Origin of the sequence: Methylobacterium sp. NEAU K (assembly GCF_030700285.1) — a bacterium.
Classification (GTDB): Bacteria; Pseudomonadota; Alphaproteobacteria; order Rhizobiales; family Beijerinckiaceae; genus Methylobacterium.
The window spans coordinates 1-22,243 of record NZ_JAUYZJ010000030.1 but is presented as its reverse complement, the minus strand read 5'-3'; the positions used below and the strand labels follow the sequence as shown (position 1 = coordinate 22,243).

Here is a 22,243-nt window from a genome sequence, read left to right as displayed (position 1 = left end):
CTCGCGCTCGTGCAGGCGCCGTGCCGCCAGTCCCGCTCAGGGCCCGGGCGCCCTCCGGATCAGCGACACCCCGGTCATCTCGGCCGGCTGAGCGAGGCCCATCAGGTCGAGAAGGGTCGGCGCCACGTCCGCCAGACGGCCGTCGGCCAGCGACACCCCGTCGACGCCCACGAGCATCACGGGCACCGGGTTGAGGGTGTGGGCGGTGTGGGGCTCGCCGGACCTCGGGTCGCGCATCATCTCGCAATTCCCGTGGTCGGCGGTCACCAGCAGCGCGCCCCGGCAGCCCGTGATCGCGTCGACCACCCGGCCGAGGCAGGCATCGACCGTCTCGACCGCCGTCACGGCGGCGGCGAGGCTGCCGGTATGGCCGACCATGTCGGGGTTGGCGAAATTCAGGATGATGAGGTCGTACCGCCCCGAGCCGATCGCCGCCACGGCGCGGTCGGTCAGTTCCGGGGCCGACATCTCCGGCTGCAGATCGTAGGTGGCTACCCGGGGCGACGGCACCAGGATCGCGTCCTGGCCCTCGAAGGGCGCTTCGCGGCCGCCGTTCATGAAGTAGGTGACGTGGGGGTACTTCTCGGTCTCGGCCATGCGCAGCTGGGTGCGTCCGGCGCGGGCCACGGTCTCGCCGAGCCCGTTCGGCAGGTCGAGGGGCGCGAACAGGGTGCCGGCGAAGGCATCGATCTCGACGCTGTACTGGACGATCCCAAGGGCGGCGGCGAACCGGATCGTCCGCGCGCGCGGGAAACCCGCAAAGGCCGGGTCGAACAGGGCCTCGAGGATCTGCCGGGTCCGGTCGGCGCGGAAATTGAAGCTCAGCACGCCGTCGCCGTCCCGCATGCCGGCGTAATCGCCGATGATCGCGGGGCGCATGAACTCGTCGGACAGATCTTCGGCGTATGCGGCGGTGATCGCCTGCAGCGCCGTCTCGAAATGGGCGCCGCGCGCGATCGCCATCGCCTCGTAGGCGATCTGGACCCGCTCCCAACGCCGGTCCCGATCCATCGCGTAGTAGCGTCCACACACGGTCGCGATGCGCGCGCCCTCCGGGAGCGCGGCCTCCACGGCCTCGATGCAGGGGGTGGCGGAACGCGGCGGCATGTCGCGCCCGTCCGTGAACGCGTGGAGACGGACCGGCAGGCCGGCCGCGACCAGCACGCGCGCGAGCGCAACCGCGTGGTCTTGGTGCGCGTGGACGCCGCCGGGCGACAGCAGGCCGACGAGGTGGCAGGTCCCGCCGGTCGCGCGCAGCGCGTCGATGAACCGGACGAGCGCCGGGTTCGTGGCGAGCGAACCGTCGGCGACAGCGGCATCGATGCGCGGCAGGTCCTGCATGACCACGCGGCCCGCGCCGATATTCAGGTGCCCGACCTCGGAATTACCCATCTGCCCCTCGGGCAGGCCGACATCCGCCCCGAAGGTCCGCAGGCGCGCCCGGGGGCGCTCCCGCATCAGGCCGTCGAAGATCGGAGTTCGCGCCTGATGGACGGCATTGTCGGCGACCGCGTCCCGGAGACCCCAGCCATCGAGGATCACGAGCATCACGGGGCGCGGGGTCCTGTCGGGCACGGTCACAACTCTCCACGGCCTTCGCGCGCGGCACATCCGGGGCTTCCGGGACGTCCGCACATCATGCGCGTGTCGATAATCGGCTTGGCCGCGCGGGACTACCGGCCGGCGCGCGGAATTCGCGACGGGTGTGGGACGACGTCCGGCTTTTGACATACCCCGGACGTCCGCTGGGGCCGCGCGGGACTTCAGACCCCGCGCGAGACGCTGGTGAAGCGCGGCTTCCGGCCCAGGGCGGTCCGCACCAGCGTCTTCCGATAGCCTCGATGCGACAGGAACCCGGCGGCCCAGGACAGGTGCATCGCGATCGCCGCCAGTCCGCTCATGACCAGGACGGGTTCCCGCGAGCGGAGCGCCAGGGCGAGGCCGCTCAGTCCGCAGATTCCGGCATAGAGCGCCAGGAGGATCAGAAGCCCCGGTGCGACCGTCGCGAGCGCGAGGGCGGCGATGCCGTAGAGCAGGACCAGGGGCGGCAGCATCTGGCGCAGCCGCGGCAGGCTGGCGTGCTTCTCGAGGGTCCGGGCGCAGCCGCGGCCGTACAGGAAGTACTGCCGCGTCAGGCTGCCCAGGGTCGCACGCGGAAAGTAGGAGACGGCGAGATCCGCCGCGAGATAGATCCTGCCGCCCGCCGCGCAGAGCCGTCGGTCGAGTTCGGCATCCTCGTTGTGGGAGAAGCTCTCGTCGTAGCCGCCCACCCGCAGGAACTCGCGCCGGTCGAAGATGGCGTGGTGGCCGTGGGACACGTAGCCCGAGATCCCGCCCAGGCGATGCGCCGATCCGCCGTTGCCGAGGCGGCTGTTCTGGGCGGCCGCGATGGCTCTCTGCAGCGGCGTCACCCCGATGGTCCGCAGCGGCACGACCACCGAGACCGCCTCCCGCAGGCGGATGGCGTGGATCAGGTCCGGCACCCAGTTCCCGGGATACGCGGCGTGGCAATCGGCGCGGACCAGATAGGTGGAGTCGGGATGCGCGAGGCGCGCGGCGAGGTTGATGCCCGAGGCCTGGATGCGGCGCTCGTTGGGAATCAGCCGGATCCGCGGATCCTGCGCACTCAGCGCCCGGACGATCGCGCAGGTATCGTCGCTGCTCCCGCCATCCATCACCAGCAGTTCGCATGCGACCGCGTCGGGCGCCGGCATCACCGAGCGGATCGCGTCGGCGATATGGCGGGCCTCGTTCAAGGCCGGCATGGCGATCGTTACCAGCGGAATGCCGGCAACGTCCGAGGCGTCGTTCATGGCGGTTCTCCTGGACCTGGGCCCGATCTTCTGCCGAACCCGCGGCGGCCCCGTTCCGGAGGAAGCGCCAGGCCCCGGCGATGGGCCGCCCGCCCCGCGCAATGGCCCGGGCCGGCCGGACCGGACTCGACGGAGGCGACGTCCCGCGTCTGGGGTCTCGTCGGTCATGATAGGCGGCCAATACGGTCTTACTCGACAACCACCTCTTCAGTCGGGAGTGTCGTTACGACGAAAGGTGTAATTCAAGCCGATCTACCGCAGTGATAGCCCAGCTCAGCGGGATCACCGATCGGGCAGCCGAGCGCCTCGACATGATTCCCGCGAGCGCCGATTGTCGTGCGGGACCGCCTCGAATGATGGAATCTCTGGACGCGCTGGTACTGGACGCATCAAAGCACGCCGTGGCCGGATCGAGCCCCGAACTGGCGGCGATGCCCGTCACCGAGATCGCCCCGGAAGACCGGATCCTGGCCTTCGATGCCACGAGCGTCTGGCGCTATCGCGGGTTGCTGCGGGTCCTGATCCTCCGGGACCTCAAGGTGCTCTATCGGCAGACCGCGCTGGGCGCCTGCTGGGCGATCGCCCAGCCGCTCTTCACGGTGCTGATCTTCACCATCATCTTCGGCCACTTCGCCAAAATGCCGACCGACGGCGCGCCCTACGCGCTCTTCGCGGGCAGCGCCATCATCCTGTGGACCTACTTCGCCGAGGCGGTGCGCCGGAGCTCCACCGGACTCGTCGCGGAAGCCGAACTCATCCGCAAGATCTACTTCCCGCGGCTTGTCATCCCGCTCGCCACGGTGGTGTCGCCGATGGTCGACTTCGCCATCGCCCTCGGCGTGATGCTCGCCCTGATGGTCTGGTACGGGGTTATGCCGGACTGGCATCTCGCCTTCGCGATCCCGACCCTTGCCGTCACCGCGATGCTGGCGCTCGGCGTGAGCCTCTGGCTCGGCCCGATCAACGTCCGCTTCCGCGACGTGAAGCACACGCTGCCGTTCGTGATCCAGATCTGGATGTACGCCTCGCCGATCGTCTACGCGTCCAGCATCGTCCCCGGCTCGGTGCGCTGGCTCTACGCGCTGAACCCGATGGTCGGGCTGATCGAGGCGTTCCGGTTCGCGATCCTCGGGGGGACGCCCCCCGACGCCTTCGCGCTCGCGGTCTCGGTCACGGCCGCGTCGCTGCTGCTGTTCACCGGACTGATCTTCTTCCAGCGCATGGAGCGCTCTTTCGCGGACGTAATCTGATGTCGATGGCGATCAGCGTACAAGATATCGGCAAGCAATACTGGCGCGCTCCCCGGGCCGCGCACCAGAATTCCCTGCGCGAGGCGCTCAGCCAGAGCATGCGGGGCCTGATGTCGCGCCGGACTGAGGCGCGCCGCTCCAATGAGGGCTTCTGGGCGCTCAAGGATGTCAACTTCGGCATCAGGCACGGCGAGAATGTCGGCATCATCGGGTTGAACGGGGCGGGCAAGAGCACGCTCCTCAAGCTCATCTCCCGGATCGCCGCCCCGACCACCGGCAGCATCCGCCTGGTCGGCCGGGTCGGCGCGCTCCTCGAAGTCGGCACCGGCTTCCACCGGGAGTTGACCGGTCGCGAGAACATCTTCCTCTACGGCTCGATCCTCGGCATGGGCCGCCAGGAGATCGCCGCGAAATTCGACGCGATCGTCGAGTTCTCCGAGATCGGCGACTTCATCGACATGCCGGTGAAGCGCTACTCGAGCGGCATGTATGTCCGTCTGGCCTTCTCGGTCGCCGCGCATCTGGAGCCCGACATCCTGCTCCTCGACGAGGTCCTGGCAGTCGGCGACTACGCCTTCCAGAAGAAATGCATCGACTTCGCGCGGCGCCTTCAGAGCAAGGGTTCGACCATTCTGCTCGTCTCGCACAACATGTTCAGCATCAAGACCATGTGCCAGCGGGTCATTTACATCAAGAACGGCCGCGTAGCCTTCGACGGCCCGACCGACGAGGGCCTGCGCCACTACGAGCAGGACAGCTACCTCGCCGACGCTTCGTGGTTCCGGCCGGAGAGTGGCCACCATCCGGTGAAGATCCGGGAGGTGACCATCGCCGACGAGTCCGGGGCGCCGAAGACGCTGTTCCGGCACGGCGAACGGATGCGGATCCGTGCCCTTTACACCGCGTCGGAACCGGTCGCCGAGCCCCATGTCCTGTTCTCGATCACGCGGTCGGACGAGCTTCTCTGCAGCAACTTCAGCACGCTGACGGATCGTGCCAAGCTGGCACCCCTGTCGGGCGACGGCGAGATCGAGCTGCTGACGCCGCCGCTGACGCTGAATGCGGACACCTACACGGTCTCGGTCGTGGTCCGGCAGCGCGGCTTCGAGCGCCTGCTCGCCGCGCAGGTCGGCGGCCGCTTCCATGTGGAGCACCCGGTCTTCGCGCCCGACGTGTTCGGCGTGTTCCACCAGCCGGGAACCTGGACGTCCGACGCCGCCCCGCATCGTTGAAGGCCGGAGAGCATGATGGCAACCGTCGCGTCAGGGGTCCGTCACGACGGGGCCGAGGGGGAGACCGCCCGGCGGCCCGGGCGGATCCGGATGAATTTCGACGCCTTCGATACCCGGGTCCGGCACGCGGAGCGTCTCGCGGCGGCCGGCGACGATGCCGCTGCTGCCGTCGAGACCGCCATCGCGGCGACCCTGGCGGCGCATCGCCATTGCGGTGTGTTCGCGAGTCCCCGCCTAGAGCGCCTGATGGCCGAGGTCGGCCGACGGCTGGAGCCGCCGACCGATGATCGCCCGGCCGCGGACCCGGCGCCCTTCCGGCGCGTCCTCCACGTCTGCACGCAGCTCGCCCCGGTGGGGGGCCTGACCAAGATGCTCGCGCTCTGGATCAACGCCGACCATCACCGGATCAACGGGGTCGCCCTGACCCAGCATCGCGGCCCGGTCGATGCCCGGATCACAGAAGCGGTGCGCGGGAGCGGCGGCGCGATCCATCACCTGAACCATCGGCAGGGCGGGAAGCTGGCCTGGGCGCGCGAACTGCGGCGGGTCGCCCGGGACTACGACGTCGTCGTCCTCCACATCCATTGCGAGGACGTCATCCCGCTGATCGCCTTCGCGGATCCGGCGAAGCATCCGCCGGTCCTCATCCTCAACCACGCCGATCACCTGTTCTGGATCGGGACACGGATCAGCCACGGGGTGATCAACCTGCGCGAGGCCGCGCGCAGGCTCGCGATCACGCGGCGCGGCGTCGAACCGGCCCGGAGTTTCCTCCTCCCGACGCTGATCACGCTGCCCGAACGCCAGCGCTCCCGCAGCGCGGCCAAGCAAGCCCTCGGCGTCCCGGACGACTGCGTGCTCCTGGTCTCGGTCGCGCGCGGCGCCAAGTACCGGAACGTCGGGCCGGTGACCTACGCGGACCGCCATGTCGACCTGCTGGCCGCACACCCCAACGCCCGGCTCATCGTGGTCGGCCCCGGCGAGCGGGCGGACTGGGCCCCGGCGCAGGCCGCCACGGATGGGCGCATCATTGCCTATCCGGAGCAATCGGATCCGCGGATCTTCTTCGAGGCCGCGGACATCTACGTGGATTCCTATCCCTTCGTCTCTTCGACCTCGATGCTCGAAGCCGCAGCCTACGGACTTCCGCTGGTGACCCGCTTCGAGGCGCCCGAGGCGGCGGAGATCGTGGCGATCAACCATCCGGGGCTCGACGCCACCGCCCACGTCGCCCACGACCAATCCGCCTACGAGGCCCACCTGACCGCGCTCATCGCCGATGCGCCGGCGCGCCGGGCGGCGGGGGCCGAGACCGCCGCTGCCATCGCGCGCCTTTACGCGCCGGCCGCCTGGCTGGCCGGGCTCGACGCGGTCTACGCACAGGCCCGGGCGCTGCCCCGGCTCGCGTCGGACGCCGCCGACCCGGTCCCGGCCGAGGCTCCCCATCTCGGCGAGCCGGACCTGCGCCACCAGGACATGTTCGGCTCCGACTTCCCGGTCTCGGGGATGACCAAGAACTACATCGGCATGCTTCCCCTGCGCCAACGGATCGCCTCCTGGGCCGCCCTGCGGAGCGCCGGTCACTTCTCGGGGCCATGGGAGCGGGTTCGCCTGCTCCTCCCGGAATGGCTGGTGCGCAATGTGAAGGACCGGTCCGGGCTCCTGCGCACGGGATCCATCTGATCGGCGTGAGCGCCGGACGCTGGCCGGCCTGAGCCCGGATCTCTGCGACCGGGCGGGTTTGTGCCGGACGCGCGCGTCGCCCTCTCCATCCGCGGAGGAGGGAGGGCGCGCTTCATCCCGGGACGGGGTTCCCTTTCGAGCCGCCGACGATCCGGAACGCGAGGTGCGGGAGCCCGAACGGGAGAGGGCGCGCGGCGCGTCCGGTCCTATCGGGCCGCCGTCATGTCTGGCCGTGTTGCCCCGCGCGGCGAGCCCCCGGCCAGACGGCGCCGTGATCCGAGGAAGTCCCTCCCGAGCCGGATGACGAAGCTCTACCGCGTCTCCGGCTCGGCCGCCGCCAGGGGCCGGCTCGCCTGCGCGGCGGCGGTGGCCAGCAGGGCCGCGCGCAGGTGCGTCGGCCGGATCGCGTCCTTGATCGCCCGGTGCGGCATCAGCCGGAAGGCGGAGGCGAGCGCGCGCAGGGCGGCGCGCCGATCGCCGCGGGCCGCGTGAGCCTGGGCGGCAGCCGAGAAGGCGTCGTAATAACCCTGCACCGTCCCGAAATAGAGCCGCAACGCCGCGAGCGGCGAGACGCCCAGCGCCGGCGCGTGGCGGCGGAAGACCAAGCGGGTGAAGCGGATCCGGCGGGCGATCAGGCTGTCGAAGGTCCCGGCCGGCCGCTGCCGGAAGTGCACGCAGGGCGCCGCGACGAAGCCGGCCCCGTGCCGGCGCACCGCGCGGATCTGCCAATCCCAATCCTGGTCCCCGAGGAGCGCCTCGTCGAACAGGCCGATGTCGTCCACAAGGCTCCGGCGCACCAGCGTGGCACCGATTTGCGGGAAGTACCCGCTCATCATCCTGCGCAGCAGCGTTCCCCTCTCCTGCGGGAGATCCGCCGGCCAGGGTCCGTAGACCGGCTCCAGCTCCGGAGAGGTCGTGACGATCTGCCCGAAGACGATCCCGAGATCCGGGTCGGCCTTGAGAAGCCGGAGATGGCCGCGGACGTGGCCCGGCATCCAGACGTCGTCGTCGTCGAGGAAGGCCACGTAGGGGGCGCTGGCCCGGAGCAGAGCCACGTTGCGGGCCGCGCCCGCACCGGGGCGATCGACGGGGACATGGATCGCGCCGAACTCGGCGGCCACCCGAGCGCCCGGCCCCGGCTCGCCGTTGTCGCCCACGATGATCTCGAAGGTGAGATCGGCCCCCTCCAGGGCGCGGATGCTCGCCAGGGCCTCGCGAAGAAGGGAAGCCCGGTTGCAGGTGGGCACCACAACGGAGACCTCGGGACGGCGCGCGGTCTCGGTCATATCCACTCCTCCCAGGCATCGTAGGCCCCCCCGAGAAGGGCGCCGAAGACGAGATCGTTGTCGAAATACGTGACGAAGCTGCGCCCGACCGTCCCGCCCGGCCGCGTCTCCACGGCCTGCGCGTAGACGATCCTGTAGCCGGCCCGCTCGGCGGCGCGGGCGGCAGCGGGCGTCCAGTTCGCCGACTGGCCGAGGGGGATCGCGAAGCTGTCCGGCCGGATACCGAGGCGGGCCGCGATCGCGCTGCGGGACCCTTCCAGTTCCTCGGCCGCCTGCTCGGCGCTGATCCGCCCGAAATCCGGATGGGTGATGGAGTGGCTGCCGATCTCGGCGCCGGCCGCCGCCAGGGCCTCGACCTCCCGCCAGCCCAGGACTCCGGGCGGGCCGGTCCCGGGCCGGTCGAGCCAGCCGGAGACGACGAACAGCGACCACGGAACCTCATGCTCGCGCAGAATCGGCGCCGCCGCGCCGAGCACGCTGTGCCAACCATCGTCGAAGGTGATCGCGAGGTCCCAGGGTTCGCCCCGGCCCTCCGCGATGGTGGCCGCCGGCACGAAGCGGTAGCCGAGGCGCAAAGCCAGCTCGATCTGGTGGCGAAAGCGCCCGGGGGTGAGGTCGTTGACCCCGCATTCCGGCTGCCCGATCGCGTGGTAGCAGAGGATTCGCCCGCCCGGGAGGGCGCGGCGCGGCCCGGCCAAGGCCAGGGTCGTGCGCTCGCAGGCCATCCGGGCGGCCGCGACCCGCGGGCGGGTGAGCCCCACGGTGCGGGCGAGGCTCTTGATCGGCCGGGGGATCATCGCAGGGCGGTGCGCAGGCCGGCGACGACCTTGTCCTGCTCGGCTTCCGTCATGGCCGCGTAGAGCGGCAGGAGGATTGCGTGATCGCGCGCGCGCTCGGATTCGGGCAGGGCGAAGCGCCGCGGCGCCTCGGCGTAGGGCGGCTCGAGATGCGCGCACATGATACCGCGGCGGGTCGCGATGCCCAGGTCGAGCATCGTCTGCATCACCGTGCCCTGGTCGGCCGCCTCCGGCAGGCGGACGCAGTAGCTCTGCCAGTTGCTGCGCAGGCCCATCGGCTCGGGCGGCGCGCCCACCTCCGGAAGCTCGGCCAGCCGGGCGCGGTAGCCCTCCGCCAGGGCGCGCCGCCGGGCGATCAGTCCGGGCAGCCGCGTGAGCTGCGCGCGGCCGATGGCGGCCTGCACGTCCGTCATCCGGTAATTGTATCCCGCGACGGAATACTCTTCGGCGACCACCCGCGCGCTGCCGTGCCGGGCGATGTCGGACACGCTCATCCCGTGCTGGCGCCACAGCCTGAACTTGCGGTCCCATGCGGGATTGGCAGTGGTGATCATGCCGCCGTCGCCGGTGGTCAGCACCTTGCGCGGGTGGAACGAGAAGCAGGCGACGTCGCCGCTCGGGCCTCCGATCGGCCGCCAGACATCGCCCTGGAGGCGCTCGGAGCCGATCGCGCAGGCCGCGTCCTCGATCACCGGGATCCCGGAGCGGCGCCCGATGGCCACGATGGCGTCGATGTCGCAGGGCATGCCCATCTGGTGGACGCAGACGATCGCCCGGGTGCGCTCCGTGATCGCCGCCGCGGCGGCGTCCGGACGCATGTTGAAGGTCGCCGGGTCGATGTCGACGAAGATCGGCGTCGCCCCGCACTGGGCGATGGCGTTCGCGGTGGCGATGAAGCTGTGGCTCACCGTCACCACCTCGTCCCCGGGGCCGACCCCGGCGGCGAGCAGCGCGAGATGCAGCGCGGTGGTGCAGTTCGAGACCGCGCAGGCATGGGGGGCGCCGACGACCTCGGCAAACGCCGCCTCGAAGGCCGCGACCTGCGGCCCCTGGGTCAGCCAGCCGGACCGGACGACGGCGGCGGCGGCCTCGGCCTCGGGCTCGCCGACCTCGGGTTTCGCGATCGGGATCATGCCAGCGCCCGCCTCAGATGATCCGATCGGGCCTCGTCCTGCCACCACGCCACGAGGTCGGCGAGGCCCTCCGCGGCACCGATCTCGGCCTCGAAGCCGATCAGCTCCCGGGCGCGCCGGGTGTCGCACAAGCGCCGCGGCACCGGGTTCACGGCCCGCTCGGCCTCGTGGAGAAGCGGGGTGCCGTCCCGGCCCATGATCCGGGTGAGATGCGCGGCGAGGTCCACCAGGGAGGTCTCGACGCCGGTGCCGACGTTGAGCACCACGTCGGTCGCCGGTGCCGTCGCCGACAGGATGTTGGCCCGGGCGATGTCGCGGACATGGACGAGGTCCATGGTCTGCAGGCCGTCACCGAACACGATGGGCGACTGGCCATCGGCCAGGCGCTGCATCCAGCGCACCATCACCTCGGTGTAGCGGCCGGTCAGGTCCATCCGCGGTCCGTAGGCGTTGAAGTATCGCAGGGCGACGTAATCGAGCCCGTACATATCGTTGAACGAGCGCAGGAGACCTTCGCCGAAGGACTTCGCGGCCCCGTACAGGGTCCGGTTGTCGTAGGGGTGATGCGTCTCGTCGGTCGGGAAGGTCTCGGCCATCCCGTACACGGAGGCCGAGGAGGCCATCACAACCTTGGCGACGCCCGCCTCGACGCAGCGCTCCAGCAGGTCGAAGGTCGCGGTCGCCATCACCTCGAAGGCCTGGCGCGGCTCGGCGGCACATTGCGTGATCCGCAGGGCCGCCTGGTGGAACACCACGTCGGTCCCCTTGACGAGGGTGTCCATCAGGGCCCGGTCGCGGATGTCGCCCTGCACCAGCCGGACGCGCCCGGAGCCGAGGGCGTCCTTCAGGTTCTCGGGGCGGCCACGCACCATGTTGTCGATGGCCACGATCTCGTCGCAGCCGGCCTCGACCAGCAGGTCGATGATGTGGGAGCCGATGAAGCCCGATCCGCCGGTGACCAGGATCCGGGTCCCGCGCAGATCGCCGCTGAAGCGGCTTCCCTTGGTGACCTCACGCAGCTTGGGCATCGGCGACCTCGCAGTAGCTGGAGACGGCCCGGCAGACGGTATCGATCTGGGCAGGCGTCATTTCCGGGAACATCGGCAGGGACAGGGTCCGGGCGGCTAGGCGCTCGGTGACCGGCAGGCGTCCGGCTCCGTCGTCGAGGTGGCGGTAGGCAGGCTGCCGGTGGACGGGGACGGGATAGTGGATGCCGGTGGCGATGCCGGCCTCGTTCAGGTGCCGGCGCAGCCCCTCGCGGTCGACGGCGCTGACCGCGTAGACGTGGAAGGCGTGGTCGCGTCCGGCCGGACCCGGCAGGTCGAGGCCGAGGCCCGCGAGCTTCGTGCCGTACTCGGCCGCGATCGCCTGCCGGGCGCGGGTCCAGGCCTCCAGGTAGGGCAGCTTGGTCCCCAGGACGGCGCCCTGGACCCCGTCCATGCGCAGGTTGAAGCCGTGCCGGACGTGGTTGTACTTCCCGGCCTGCCCCCAGTCGCGCAGGCATCGTGCGGCCTCGGCCAGATCGTCCCGGTCCGTGACGATGGCGCCGCCCTCGCCGTAGGCTCCGAGATTCTTGCCGGGATAGAAGCTGAAGCAGCCGATATCCCCCACCGTGCCGGCCTTGCGCCCGTGACGCTCGGCGAGATGCGCCTGGGCGGCGTCCTCCACGAGGGCGATCCCGTGGCGCCGGGCGATGGAGCCGAGCGCGTCGAGATCCGCCAGGCGGCCGTGCAGGTGCACCGGCAGGATCGCCTTGGTGCGGGGCGTGATCGCCGCCTCGACCAGGGCCGGATCCATCGTCCAGTTCACCGGGTCGATGTCGACCAGGACCGGGGTAGCACCGGCGTAAAGGACCGCCGCCACCGTCGCCACGAAGGTCGCCGAGACCGTGATCACCTCGTCGCCTGGACCGATGTCGAGGGCGAGCAGGGCGAGATGCAGGGCCGCGGTACCGCTGCTCACGGCGACCGCGTGCCGGGCGCCGCAGGCCTCGGCGAAGGCCTTCTCGAACGCGGTGACGGCCGGCCCGAGGACGTAGTCGCCGCTGCGCAGGACGTTGAGGACCGCAGTCTCGACGTCGCCGCCGATGGCCGCGTACTGCGCCTTGAGGTCGAGAAACGGGATCACGAAGCCCTCGCAAGTGGCATGAGGTCGATCGGGTGGCCGTTCTGGCGCAGGGAGCGCATCGCGGCTTCGAGCAATTCGACCACGCGCAAGCCGCTGTGGCCGTCGGTCTGCGGCGCCTTGCCGGTCGCGATGCAGTCGACGAAGTGCTCGATCTCGACGACGAGCGCCTCGCGGAAGGAGAGATGCGGCGACCACATGTCCCCGGTCCGGTAGGAGACCATCAGCTCGGTGATGTCCCCGGACCCGTCGCCGACGGTGACGCCGCGGTCGTAGACCTTGACCTTCTCGATCGGGTCGAGGTCGTTGTAGACGATCATCTTCTTGCTGCCGCCGATCAGCGTCTGCCTGACCTTCACGGGCGCCAGCCAGTTGACGTTGATCTGCGCGACGACGCCGCGTGGATAGAAGATCGTCAGGTGGGCCATGTTCTCGGGGCGGCCGCTGAAATGCCCAGTGCCGCTCGCCGAGATCGCCACCGGCGCGAGGTCCAGGACGTGGTCGAGGATCGCGAGGTCATGGACCGCCAGATCCCAGATCACGTTCACGTCGCGCTGGAACAGGCCGAGATTCACCCGGGTCGAGTCGTAGTAGAACACCTCGCCGAGCGAGCCGTCCTTGACGAGTTCGTTGATCTTCTCGACCGCCCCCGTATAGACGAAGGTGTGATCGACCATGAGGGTGAGGTTGCGCTTGGCGGCCTCCTCGATCAGCAGCCGCGCCTCGAAGGCCGAGGACGTGATCGGCTTCTCGATGAAGACGTGCTTGCCGGCCCGGAGCGCGTTGATGGCGATCTCGAAATGCGAACTCACCGGGGTCGCGACCATGACGGCGTCGATCTCGGGATCCGCGACGAGGTCGCGCCAGTCCTGGTAGAGGCGGACGGAGGGGTGCCGCTTGCCGGCTCGCCCGAGCGCCGTGGCCGACTGGTCGGCGATGGCCGCAAGCCGGCACTGCTCGGTCTCCGACGTGCAGCGGGCGAGGTTCGGCCCCCAATAGCCGTATCCGACGATTCCGATGGCGATCATGTGCGTGTTTCCCCTCAAGCGATCTGCAGAGGCTTGGCCGGCACCGGCCGCGACGGCCGGCGGGATCGAGCGCGCTTCTCGCGCGTGTCGCCGATGACCCGGGCGGGGCAGCCGGCCACGATGGCGTAGGGCGGGACATCGCGGGTCACGACGGCGCCGGCCCCGACGAGGGCGCCCTCCCCGATGGTGATGCCGGCCACGATGGTGGCGTTGGAGCCGATCGACGCCCGCGCCCCAACCACGGTCTCGACGAGGTCCCAGTCCCCGTCGCGCTTCAGGCTGCCGTCGTCGTTGGTCGCCTCGGGGTAGAGTTCGTTGGTGAAGACCACGCCGTGCCCGACGAAGACTTCCGCACCGATCGAAACGCCTTCGCAGATGAAGGTGTGCGAGGACACCTTGCAGCGCGGGCCGATGCTGCTGTTGCGCTGGATCTCGACGAACGGTCCGATGCGCGACCCTGCTTTTATTTCACATCCGTAAATATTTACGAGATCCGGGTAGAAAATACCCACATCATCCTCAATATCGGCATCGGTAATCGGCATCCCAGCGGCTCCTTTTGCCGAATTTCTGTACGGCAAAACTGCGCGGAGCTGCGGACGATCGGGAACCCAGGCTTTCGATACCGGTCCTCCGTCGAAAGGCGGCCATCGTCCGCACGCGGCGGCCAACCCGGCGCACCTCCGCCGATCGGGCCGGCCGGCCATACATCGAAAGGGGCAATCCGCGGCCCCGGGCGGTGCGGCCGGCCCCCTTTTGGATGAGTCCCGGCGAACTGTGCCGTTACGCATCATGCCGCTCCAGCCATCCATGAGCGGCGAAACCGGCACGCGGTGGGGCCGCGTGGGGGCCGAACCCGCGCCCGAGCATGAGGGATGCCGCGTGAAGACCTGGCCCAATCCAGCACGCCAAAGAATCCGTGAAACCCGAGCCGGCCGGCGCGGAGGCCTCGCGGCGCTCGCGGCTGTCCTGCTCGGGATGGGGGCGCACCCAGCCTCGGCGGAGTACCGGATCTCGGCCGGCGACACGCTCGAGGTAACGGCCCTGAGCATCCCCGCCTTCAAGCAGGAGGCCACCGTCGGGATCGACGGCACCATCATGGTCCCGCTGCTCGGGGAGGTTCCGGCCGTGGGCCTGACCCTCACGGAGCTTCGCCAGATTCTGCAGAAGTCGCTTCCGGCCAAGGCCGTGCGGCAGCGCAACTCCGACGGCAAGGAGTCGATCGCCGTGATCGAGCCCGACGAGATCGGGGTCCGGATCGCGAAGTACCAGCCGGTCTACCTGAGCGGCGACGTGACCAAGCAGGGCGAGCACCCGTTCCACCCGGGCATGACCGTCCGGCAGGCGATTGCGCTCGCGGGCGGCTACAATCTCCTGCGCTTCCGGATGGAAAACCCGGTCGTCGAGACCGCCAACCTGCGCGCCGAGTACGACAGCGTCTGGGCGAGCATCGCCCGGGAGAGTGCCAATGTCTGGCGCCTCAAGGCGATCATCGCGGCGGCGCGGGCCGACAAGGCGCCTGCGCCTCCCCCGGCCGCCACGGATGCGGCCCTCGGCGCCCCTGGATCACGCGCGACCGTCGCGCAAAAGCTCGCCGAGCAGCAGCTCCGCCTTCAGATCTCGGACATCACCAAGGAGAAGGAGCATCTGCAGCGCTCCCTCGCCCGGTCCCAGACCCAGCTCGCGAGCCTGACCGAGCAGCAGGCCAAGGAGAAGGAGGGCGTCACCGCCGATGCCGATGAGTATGATCAGGTGCGTGCCCTGTTCCAGCGCGGCGCCGTGGTGACGACGCGCCTGACCGACGCCCGGCGATCGGTGCTGCTGTCCTCGACCCGGGCGCTCCAGACGTTGGTCCAGGTGACCCAGCTGGAGCGGGACAAGAGCGATGTCGCCCGCAAGCTCGAACGGGTCGACGACCAGCAGGCCCTGGATGCGCTGGAGAAACTTCAGGTCGCTGAGAGCAACCTGACGGCCCTTCGCTCGCGTCTGAACAGTGTCAACGACAAGCTGGTCTATACCGGCGCGCTGCGGACCCAGCTCTTGTCCGGAAGCCGAGCGCGCGCGTCGCTCGCCGTCTTCCGCCAGAACAAAACGTCACCGGACAAGATCGATGCGGCTGAAGAGACGGAGCTTCAGCCGGGCGACGTCGTGGAGGTTCTGCTCAAACCGGATCCCGCCCTGCGGGGGATCGGCGACGGGACCGGCCAGAACTGACGTTGCGCGGATGCGCGGCCCCGCCGCGGTGAGGGAACAGCCATGAATCGACATTCGACCAGCGCGTCCTTTCTCCGGGTCGATCCTGCCGGCCCCGGCCTGGCAGGACCGTGGAGAGGCGCGCCGATGCCGGCCGAGGCCGAGGCCCAGGTCTCGATCCTGACGGTCGTGCGGGAGCATTGGCGGTCGATCCTGGCGCTCAGTTCCCTCGGATTGATCGCCGCGATCATCTACGTGGCGACTGCACCGTCGATCTACACCGCAAAGGCGCGCGTCTACATCGAGAGCCGCTCGAGCCCGGTTACGGCGCGCGACACGCCGGGCGCGGCGACTCCGCTCGAGATCGCCGAGGTCGAAAGTCAGGTCGAATATATCCGCTCGGAGAAGATCGCGCTGGCCGCCGTGCGCAAGCTCGGCCTGCCGCCGTCGCAGGACCTGTCCGTGCCGCCGCATCCGCTGGTCGCGAAATTCCGCGAAGCCATAGGCGCGGCCAAGGAATTCGTGCATCGTCGCTTCGGCGCCTCGGCCGCCGGCAACGAGCATGTCGCGGTGAGCCCGGAGCAGCGGCAGGCCGGGACGGTCCGCGAGAACCTGGAAGCCGCCCGCATCGGGGCGGCCTACGTCATCGAGGTCGGCTACAGCCTCGACAACCCCGCCGAGGCGGCCGCCGTCGCGAACGCCGTCGCGGACGCCTATGTGAGCACGCAGCTGGAGAACCGGTCGCAGCTCTGGAAGGTCGCCGGCGAGTGGATGCTGCCGCGGCTGAAGGAGCTCCAGCAGCGTTCCAGCGAGGCCTCGCGCGAGGCCCAGACCTACAAGGCCGAGCACGCCATCATCGATCTCGGCAAGCGCGGCCTGGTCGGCGAGCAGCAGCTTGAAGAGCTCAACACCGCCGTGGCGAATGCCCGGTCCAAGACCGTCGACGCCCGGTCCGTCCGCGACCAGATCCGCGGGCTGCTCGATTCGGACATCGCTGATCCGGGCATCACGGAAGCCTTTAAGGACACGGTGATCATCCAGCTGCGCAAGCAGTATGTGGATCTCGTGCAGCACGGCGATGATCTGAAGCGCCGCCTCGGCCCTGACCACGAGGCGGTCCAGGCCGTCCAGAGGGACATCCTGGCGGCCAAGCGGTCGCTGCGCACCGAGCTGGAGCGCCTCGCCGTCTCGCTGGATCACGATTACGAGGTCGCTAAGGCGCGCGAGGACAGCATGACGGCGGCCTTCGACGCCCTCATCTCGAAGACGCTCGTCACCAGCAACGCGCGGGTCAAGGCGAAGGAACTCGACCGGGCCGCGGAGACCTACGACCAGATCTACACGAACCTGCTCCAGCGCTACATCGACGCCGTCAACCAGCAATCCTACCCGCAGCCCTCCGCGCACGTGATCACGTCCGCCAGCGTCCCCGAGCGTCCGAGCGCGCCGCGCGGCGGCCTCATCGCGATGCTCGGGATGCTGGTCGGCGCCGGGCTCGGGGTGAGCGGCGCCTTCGCCCGGCACTGGTTCGACCGGACCGTCCGATCGCCCGGGCAGCTGACCGGCAAGGGCCTGACGTGCCTCGCCGCCCTCCCCGAGTTGCGGCGCGAGCCGGGCTACCGGGCGTCCCTGTCGCTCGCGCAGGCCCATGCCGGCGAGGCGCAGCGCCCGACCAGCGTGGAGGCGTTCAAGGCCAGCGCCGTGCGGTTCATGCCGCAATCGGCCTTCGTCGAGCGCCTGCACAGCCTGAAGACCCATCTGCTGGGCAACGAGCGCCAGGGCCCGGTCTTCGCGATGGGCATCACGTCGATCGGGGCGGGCGCCGGCAAGACGACGTTCGCCAGCAATTTCAGCCAGTTGCTGACCCGCGCCCGCTCGTCTTCCGGGGGCCGGATCCTGCTGATCGACGCCGATGTGCGGCAGGCCACGCTGTCGCGTCTCAACCAGGCCGCAGACGTGCGCGGGCTGCTCGACGTGCTTGCCGGCCGCTGCTGCGCCGAGGAGGCGGTCCGGCTCAAGCTCGGCGATGTCCGCCTGCTCGCCTGCGGCAGCCTCCAGCCCGGCGATCCGCATTTCAGCGATCTGATGACCCCGGACGGGATCGCCGGCCTGGTCCGGGACGAGCGCACGAATCTCGACCGCATCGTCGTGGACCTCCCGCCGGTGGAGGAGCTTCCCACCCTGCGTCCGCTCCTCGACGTGCTGGATGGGCTGATCATCGTGGTCGAGGCGGGCAAGACGAACATCGACGAGGTCGCCGCCGCCGTTCACGACCTCGAATCCCGCGGCTTCACCATCCTGGGTGTCGTCCTCAACAAGACGACCGAGGGCCCCACGGTCCGACGCGGCACCACCGTGGACGCCCTGGTCCGGAAAGTCGCGGTCTCGGCCGACCCGCCCCGGGTCGGCCGGCCGTGGCGGCGGCGGACGCGGCCCGAGGTGTCCGACGCGGTGCGCAGCCGGCCCCCGGGCCCTGGTTCGGAAGCCTCCGCATGACGGCGCGCAGCACGCCATGATGCGGGTCGACGCAGGCGCGGAGGCCCTCGGGGCCGGCCCGGAAGTCTCGTCCGGTCTGGTCGCCTTCTTCGGCCACGACCGGGTCGAGCCGACGATCCGGAAGCGGGTCGGCGCGATCCGGCACGCAGGCTGGTCCGTCATCGAATACATGTTCGTGCGGGCGCGTGACGGCCTGGCCGATCTCACGATCGTGGGCGACGCCGTCCCGCTCGGGCGGACGGTGGACCGGCATTATGGCCGGCGTCTGCCGGTGCTGGCGCTCGGCGTCGTCCGGGCGCTCCGGCGCTGGCGCGACCTCCGCGCCGCGGACGTGGTCTACGTGCGCAACCTCGATATGGCTCTGGTGGCCTGGGCCTCGGTGCGCCTGGCGGGCAGCCGCGCGCCCCTCGTCTACGAGGTGCTCGACATCCAGCGGCTGATGGTGCGGCCGGACTCGCCCGGGCGGCTCGCCCGCGCGGTCGAACGCTGGATCCTCGGCCGATGCGCACTCCTGGTCGTCAGTTCCCCGGACTTCGTGACCCGCTACTTCGAGCCCGTCCAGGGCTTCGCCGGCGCGTGGCATCTCCTGGAGAACAAGGTCATGGCGCACCGCCTCGGCGAGGTGGCGCATCGGCTGGATCGCGACCGCCTGGCGGGGCCGCCCTGGGTCATCGGCTGGTTCGGCACCCTGCGATGCAGCAGGAGCCTGACGATCCTCGCCGGCATCGCCGGCGCGCTCGGCAATTCGGTGCGGATCGTCATCGCCGGGCGCCTCTCGGAGGAGGACATCGATCCCCGCGACCTCGCCGAGACGCTGAGCCGGCACCCGAACATGTCGTTCCGTGGCCCCTACGCCAATCCGGTGGAGCTGCCCGACATCTATGAAGGAGTGCACTTCAGCTGGGCCGTCGATTACCTTGACGACGGCCTAAACTCGGACTGGCTGCTGCCGAACAGGCTCTACGAGGGCGGCCTGTGCGGGGCGCTGACGCTGGCGCGCGCCGACACGGCAACCGGCCGTTACGCGGTCTCCGAACGGTTGGGCTGGGCCTTCCCCGAACCGCTCGAGCACGCGGTCATCGCGTTCCTGCGCACCCTCGACGGCACGACCTACACGGACATGCAGAGCCGGCTGGTCGCCTGCGAGCTTTCCAAATTCGTCGACGTGCACGGCATGCGCGATCTGCTGGACCGCATCGCCTGAGCCCCCGCCGGGACATCTCGCCGTCGACGATTCGACGCCCCCCTTGGATCCACGGGCCTGCACGGGCTCCACTACGCAGACCCATCAACGAAATCAGTAGCCGCGCGTCATTTCGACTGCGAATTCTGCATTTCCGCCGACAAAAATCGGTAGCTGGAATGCATCCGCGCACCGACGGCCCGTCAAGCAAAACAGATATCCGAAGGCCCCTTCGGCGCGCTGAATTCCGCACTCGAATGTCCCGGACGGCTTGGCGATAACGCCGGCTGCGCAGACCGAATATTTTTCTACGCCGGGACTTCCGATCGATTCATTCGATACCGCTCTCCCGCGCCGAAGAACAGCAGGAGACGCACAGTGACTTTGAAAATTCGGCGCAAGATCTAATACCGAGATCAAAAACGATTATATTAAATGCTACGTACGTAGTCTGAAACTGATGTAGTTTGCCTTGAAATTAAATCCCCTCGGTAGCGATAGGGTATTTACAGCGCTTTTTACGAAAGTTAGCATTATATCCGCGGTTATCGAGAGGGGCTCATTACGGCACCGCAAGAGCCGCCGCCCGCCAGTGTCACGTCGATGGCGTGTTCAGTGCGTTTCTACGCCGTCGCCCGGCAATGGGCTTCCTGCGAAAGGAGGTAACTTCTTATGGCCAGTCTTGGTACTCGAGACGAGCTCGTCATCGTTGAGCGGGACACCCCCGAGAGCCGCCACGGCTTTTCGGGAGCGCAGGGCGGTGACGGTCCGACCGTCATCGAGCAGCGGGATCCGTCCACAGCCCGCACGAATCGCATCGTGATCATCGATCGGAGGCAACTCGTCGGTCGATGCCTCGCCGCGTCCCTCAGGGAAGCCGACAAGGATACGTCGTTCGAGGTCTTCCCGGATATCGAGACGTGGAAACGCCAGACGCCCTTCGCGGCAGCGAAAGTGGTCGTGCTCTGCCGTCCGGACGGCAACCTGTCGGAGAGCGAGTGGGCCGAGATCACCCGGGAACTGACGCTGCTGCAGGGCGAGGTCGATGCTCCGCCTGTCGCCGTCATCTCGGACGGAGAGAGTCTCGATCAGATCGTGCGTATCATCAAGCTCGGGGTCAAAGGCTATATCCCGACGACGACCTCCGTCGACATCGCCCTGCAGGCCCTCCAGCTTGTCCAGGCGGGCGGCGTCTACATCCCGGCGGAATGCCTCTTTCCCCTTCTGGCCAGCATCAAGGTGGAAGAGCCGGTCGAGACCGGCGAAGACGAGATCTTCTCGCCGCGCCAGCTCTGTGTCGCGCGGGCGCTGCGCAAGGGCACGCCCAACAAGATAATCGCGTACGAGTTGAACATGTGCGAGAGTACCGTGAAGGTCCATGTCCGCAACATCATGAAGAAGCTGAAGGCCAAGAACAGGACCGAGGTCGCGTATCTTACGAACAAGTACTTCCTGCGGGAGGATTCGAGCCTAGCCGGCCTGAAGGCCCCCGCGGCTTGATCGCGGGTCGGCCGCCGCCGGAGCGCGCCTTGCGCGGGATGCCGTTTCGGCCGGGGGCGAGTGCGCACGATCACAGGCGCCACAGGATGAAGGCCCGATCCAGCGCGATCGGGCACGGCTTCGGGGCCTCCTCCCGATCGCCTCGAAGGGCGATCGAGGCGGAGGCCCGTTTTTTATCCGCGCACACGTTTCGGCCACCGCGCCGGATCAGGCCGGATCAGGAGGCCGGCGCCTCGGCGCGGCCGATGCTGCTGTAGGCGAACCCGGCGAGCCGGACCTCTTCCGGCCGATAGATGTTGCGCAGGTCGATCAGCACGGGCGCGGCCCCGGATGGCGCCATGGCCTGGCGCAGCCGGTCCAGATCGAGCGCCCGGAAGGCGTTCCACTCGGTCACGATCACCAGCGCGTCCGCGCCCTCGGCGCAGGCGTACGGGTTCTCGGCGTATTCCACAGACGGCATCAGCGCGCGCGCCTGCTCCATCCCCTCGGGATCATAGGCGCGCACCGTGGCGCCGGCATCCTGCAGGCCGGCCACGATCGCCAGCGAGGGCGCCTCGCGCATGTCGTCGGTGTCGGGCTTGAAGGTCAGGCCGAGCAGCGCGACGGTCCGGCCCCGGACGCTGCCGCCGCAGGCCTTGATCACCTTGCGGGCCATGGCGCGCTTGCGCTGGTCGTTGACCGCCACCACGGTCTCGACCAGCCGCAGCGGCGCCCCGGCATCCTGAGCGGTCTTGACCAGGGCGAGGGTATCCTTCGGGAAGCACGAGCCGCCATAGCCCGGCCCCGCATGCAGGAACTTGGTGCCGATCCGGTTGTCGAGCCCGATGCCGCGGGCGACCTGCTGCACGTCGGCACCGACCGCCTCGCACAAATCCGCGATCTCGTTGATGAAGGTGATCTTGGCGGCCAGGAACGCATTGGCGGCGTACTTGGTCAGCTCCGCGGTGCGACGCCGCGTCACCAGGATCGGCGCGGCGTTGAGGTAGAGCGGCCGGTAGACCTCGCGCATCACCGCCTCGGCCCGGGCATCCTCGGCGCCGACCACGATGCGGTCGGGACGCTTGAAGTCGGCGATCGCCGCGCCCTCGCGCAGGAATTCCGGGTTCGAGACCACGGCGACATCCGCCCCGGGGGCGGCCTCGCGGATGATGCGCTCGACCTCGTCGCCGGTGCCCACCGGCACCGTCGACTTGGTCACCACCACGGTGAAGCCCGACAGCGCTCCCGCGATCGCCCGGGCGGCCTCGAACACGAAGCTCAGGTCGGCGAAGCCGTCGCCCCGGCGCGAGGGCGTGCCCACCGCGATGAAAACCGCGTCGGCCCCCGCCACCGCCTCCCGCAGGCTCGAGCCGAAGCCCAGCCGGCCCTGGCGGACGTTCTCGGACACCAGCGCGTCCAGCCCGGGCTCGTAGATCGGCATGCGGCCGGCGTTCAGGCTCGCGATCTTGTCCGGGTCGCGGTCGATGCAGACAACGCTGTGGCCGAAATCCGCCAGGCACGCCCCGGAAACCAGGCCGACATAGCC

Annotated in this window: 17 protein-coding genes; 7 read left to right on the top strand and 10 right to left on the bottom strand. The window is 69.5% G+C overall.

All coding sequences use genetic code 11. The features are described 5' to 3' along the window. Positions 1-36: 36 nt before the first annotated feature. Both gpmI and Q8W67_RS20590 read right to left on the bottom strand, forming a co-directional pair. Positions 37-1,548, bottom strand: a complete 1,512-nt coding sequence (gene gpmI, locus Q8W67_RS20595) for a 2,3-bisphosphoglycerate-independent phosphoglycerate mutase (protein ID WP_305549543.1) — start codon at positions 1,546-1,548, stop codon at positions 37-39. Positions 1,549-1,763: 215 nt separating this feature from the next. Further along, entirely contained in the window at positions 1,764-2,813 is a 1,050-nt protein-coding gene (locus tag Q8W67_RS20590; protein WP_305549426.1) for a glycosyltransferase family 2 protein, read from the bottom strand. Between the two features lie 353 nt (positions 2,814-3,166). Between Q8W67_RS20590 and Q8W67_RS20585 the strand changes: the two genes are divergently transcribed. From Q8W67_RS20585 to Q8W67_RS20575, 3 genes are read left to right on the top strand one after another with little or no spacing between them, the layout of a single operon-like run. After that, on the top strand, positions 3,167-4,063 hold the full coding sequence (locus Q8W67_RS20585) for an ABC transporter permease (protein WP_305549423.1): 897 nt from the start codon (positions 3,167-3,169) through the stop codon (positions 4,061-4,063). After that, complete coding sequence (locus Q8W67_RS20580) at positions 4,063-5,295, top strand: ABC transporter ATP-binding protein (protein ID WP_305549420.1); 1,233 nt, start codon at positions 4,063-4,065, stop codon at positions 5,293-5,295. The genes Q8W67_RS20585 and Q8W67_RS20580 overlap by 1 nt, the downstream gene beginning before the upstream one ends. 12 nt (positions 5,296-5,307) lie before the next feature. Then, positions 5,308-6,978, top strand: a complete 1,671-nt coding sequence (locus tag Q8W67_RS20575) for a glycosyltransferase (RefSeq protein WP_305549417.1) — start codon at positions 5,308-5,310, stop codon at positions 6,976-6,978. Positions 6,979-7,289: 311 nt separating this feature from the next. Here Q8W67_RS20575 and Q8W67_RS20570 read toward each other — a convergent pair whose 3' ends face one another. Genes Q8W67_RS20570 through Q8W67_RS20540 form a run of 7 tightly spaced genes read right to left on the bottom strand, consistent with a single transcriptional unit; the run spans position 7,290 to position 13,891 of the window. Then, on the bottom strand, positions 7,290-8,264 hold the full coding sequence (locus Q8W67_RS20570) for a glycosyltransferase family A protein (RefSeq protein WP_305549414.1): 975 nt from the start codon (positions 8,262-8,264) through the stop codon (positions 7,290-7,292). Beyond that, a complete protein-coding gene (locus Q8W67_RS20565) occupies positions 8,261-9,061 on the bottom strand; it encodes a polysaccharide deacetylase family protein (protein ID WP_305549410.1) in 801 nt (266 codons plus the stop codon). The genes Q8W67_RS20570 and Q8W67_RS20565 overlap by 4 nt, the downstream gene beginning before the upstream one ends. After that, the gene (locus Q8W67_RS20560) at positions 9,058-10,194 is read right to left on the bottom strand and encodes a DegT/DnrJ/EryC1/StrS aminotransferase family protein (protein WP_305549408.1); all 1,137 of its coding nucleotides are present in this window, start codon (positions 10,192-10,194) and stop codon (positions 9,058-9,060) included. Before Q8W67_RS20560 ends, Q8W67_RS20565 begins: the two co-directional genes overlap by 4 nt. Then, complete coding sequence (locus tag Q8W67_RS20555) at positions 10,191-11,222, bottom strand: SDR family NAD(P)-dependent oxidoreductase (protein ID WP_305549405.1); 1,032 nt, start codon at positions 11,220-11,222, stop codon at positions 10,191-10,193. The genes Q8W67_RS20560 and Q8W67_RS20555 overlap by 4 nt, the downstream gene beginning before the upstream one ends. Further along, positions 11,206-12,321: a DegT/DnrJ/EryC1/StrS aminotransferase family protein gene (locus Q8W67_RS20550; protein WP_305549402.1), complete on the bottom strand. Its 1,116-nt coding sequence runs from the start codon at positions 12,319-12,321 to the stop codon at positions 11,206-11,208. The genes Q8W67_RS20555 and Q8W67_RS20550 overlap by 17 nt, the downstream gene beginning before the upstream one ends. Next, positions 12,318-13,346, bottom strand: a complete 1,029-nt coding sequence (locus tag Q8W67_RS20545; protein WP_305549399.1) for a Gfo/Idh/MocA family protein — start codon at positions 13,344-13,346, stop codon at positions 12,318-12,320. Before Q8W67_RS20545 ends, Q8W67_RS20550 begins: the two co-directional genes overlap by 4 nt. Positions 13,347-13,360: 14 nt before the next feature. Then, a complete protein-coding gene (locus tag Q8W67_RS20540; RefSeq protein WP_305549396.1) occupies positions 13,361-13,891 on the bottom strand; it encodes an acyltransferase in 531 nt (176 codons plus the stop codon). 433 nt (positions 13,892-14,324) lie between these two features. Here Q8W67_RS20540 and Q8W67_RS20535 point away from each other — a divergent pair, with 433 nt between their 5' ends. The 4 genes from Q8W67_RS20535 to Q8W67_RS20520 all read left to right on the top strand — a co-directional run bounded on the left by Q8W67_RS20535 (position 14,325) and on the right by Q8W67_RS20520 (position 20,718). Continuing rightward, positions 14,325-15,560 (top strand): polysaccharide biosynthesis/export family protein, encoded by a 1,236-nt coding sequence (locus Q8W67_RS20535; RefSeq protein ID WP_305549393.1) that lies wholly within the window; start codon positions 14,325-14,327, stop codon positions 15,558-15,560. A gap of 126 nt (positions 15,561-15,686) precedes the next feature. Then, positions 15,687-18,035, top strand: coding sequence for a polysaccharide biosynthesis tyrosine autokinase (locus Q8W67_RS20530; protein WP_305549390.1), 2,349 nt, complete (start codon positions 15,687-15,689; stop codon positions 18,033-18,035). Between the two features lie 16 nt (positions 18,036-18,051). Continuing rightward, positions 18,052-19,239 carry a glucosyl transferase gene (locus Q8W67_RS20525; protein ID WP_305549387.1) on the top strand — a complete coding sequence of 396 codons (1,188 nt, stop codon included), beginning with the start codon at positions 18,052-18,054 and terminating at the stop codon, positions 19,237-19,239. A 651-nt stretch (positions 19,240-19,890) separates the two neighbouring features. Beyond that, positions 19,891-20,718, top strand: a complete 828-nt coding sequence (locus Q8W67_RS20520; protein ID WP_305549384.1) for a response regulator transcription factor — start codon at positions 19,891-19,893, stop codon at positions 20,716-20,718. A 217-nt stretch (positions 20,719-20,935) separates the two neighbouring features. Here Q8W67_RS20520 and Q8W67_RS20515 read toward each other — a convergent pair. Further along, positions 20,936-22,243 (bottom strand): UDP-glucose/GDP-mannose dehydrogenase family protein (locus Q8W67_RS20515; protein ID WP_305549381.1); only part of this gene is annotated, 1,308 nt, incomplete at its 5' end.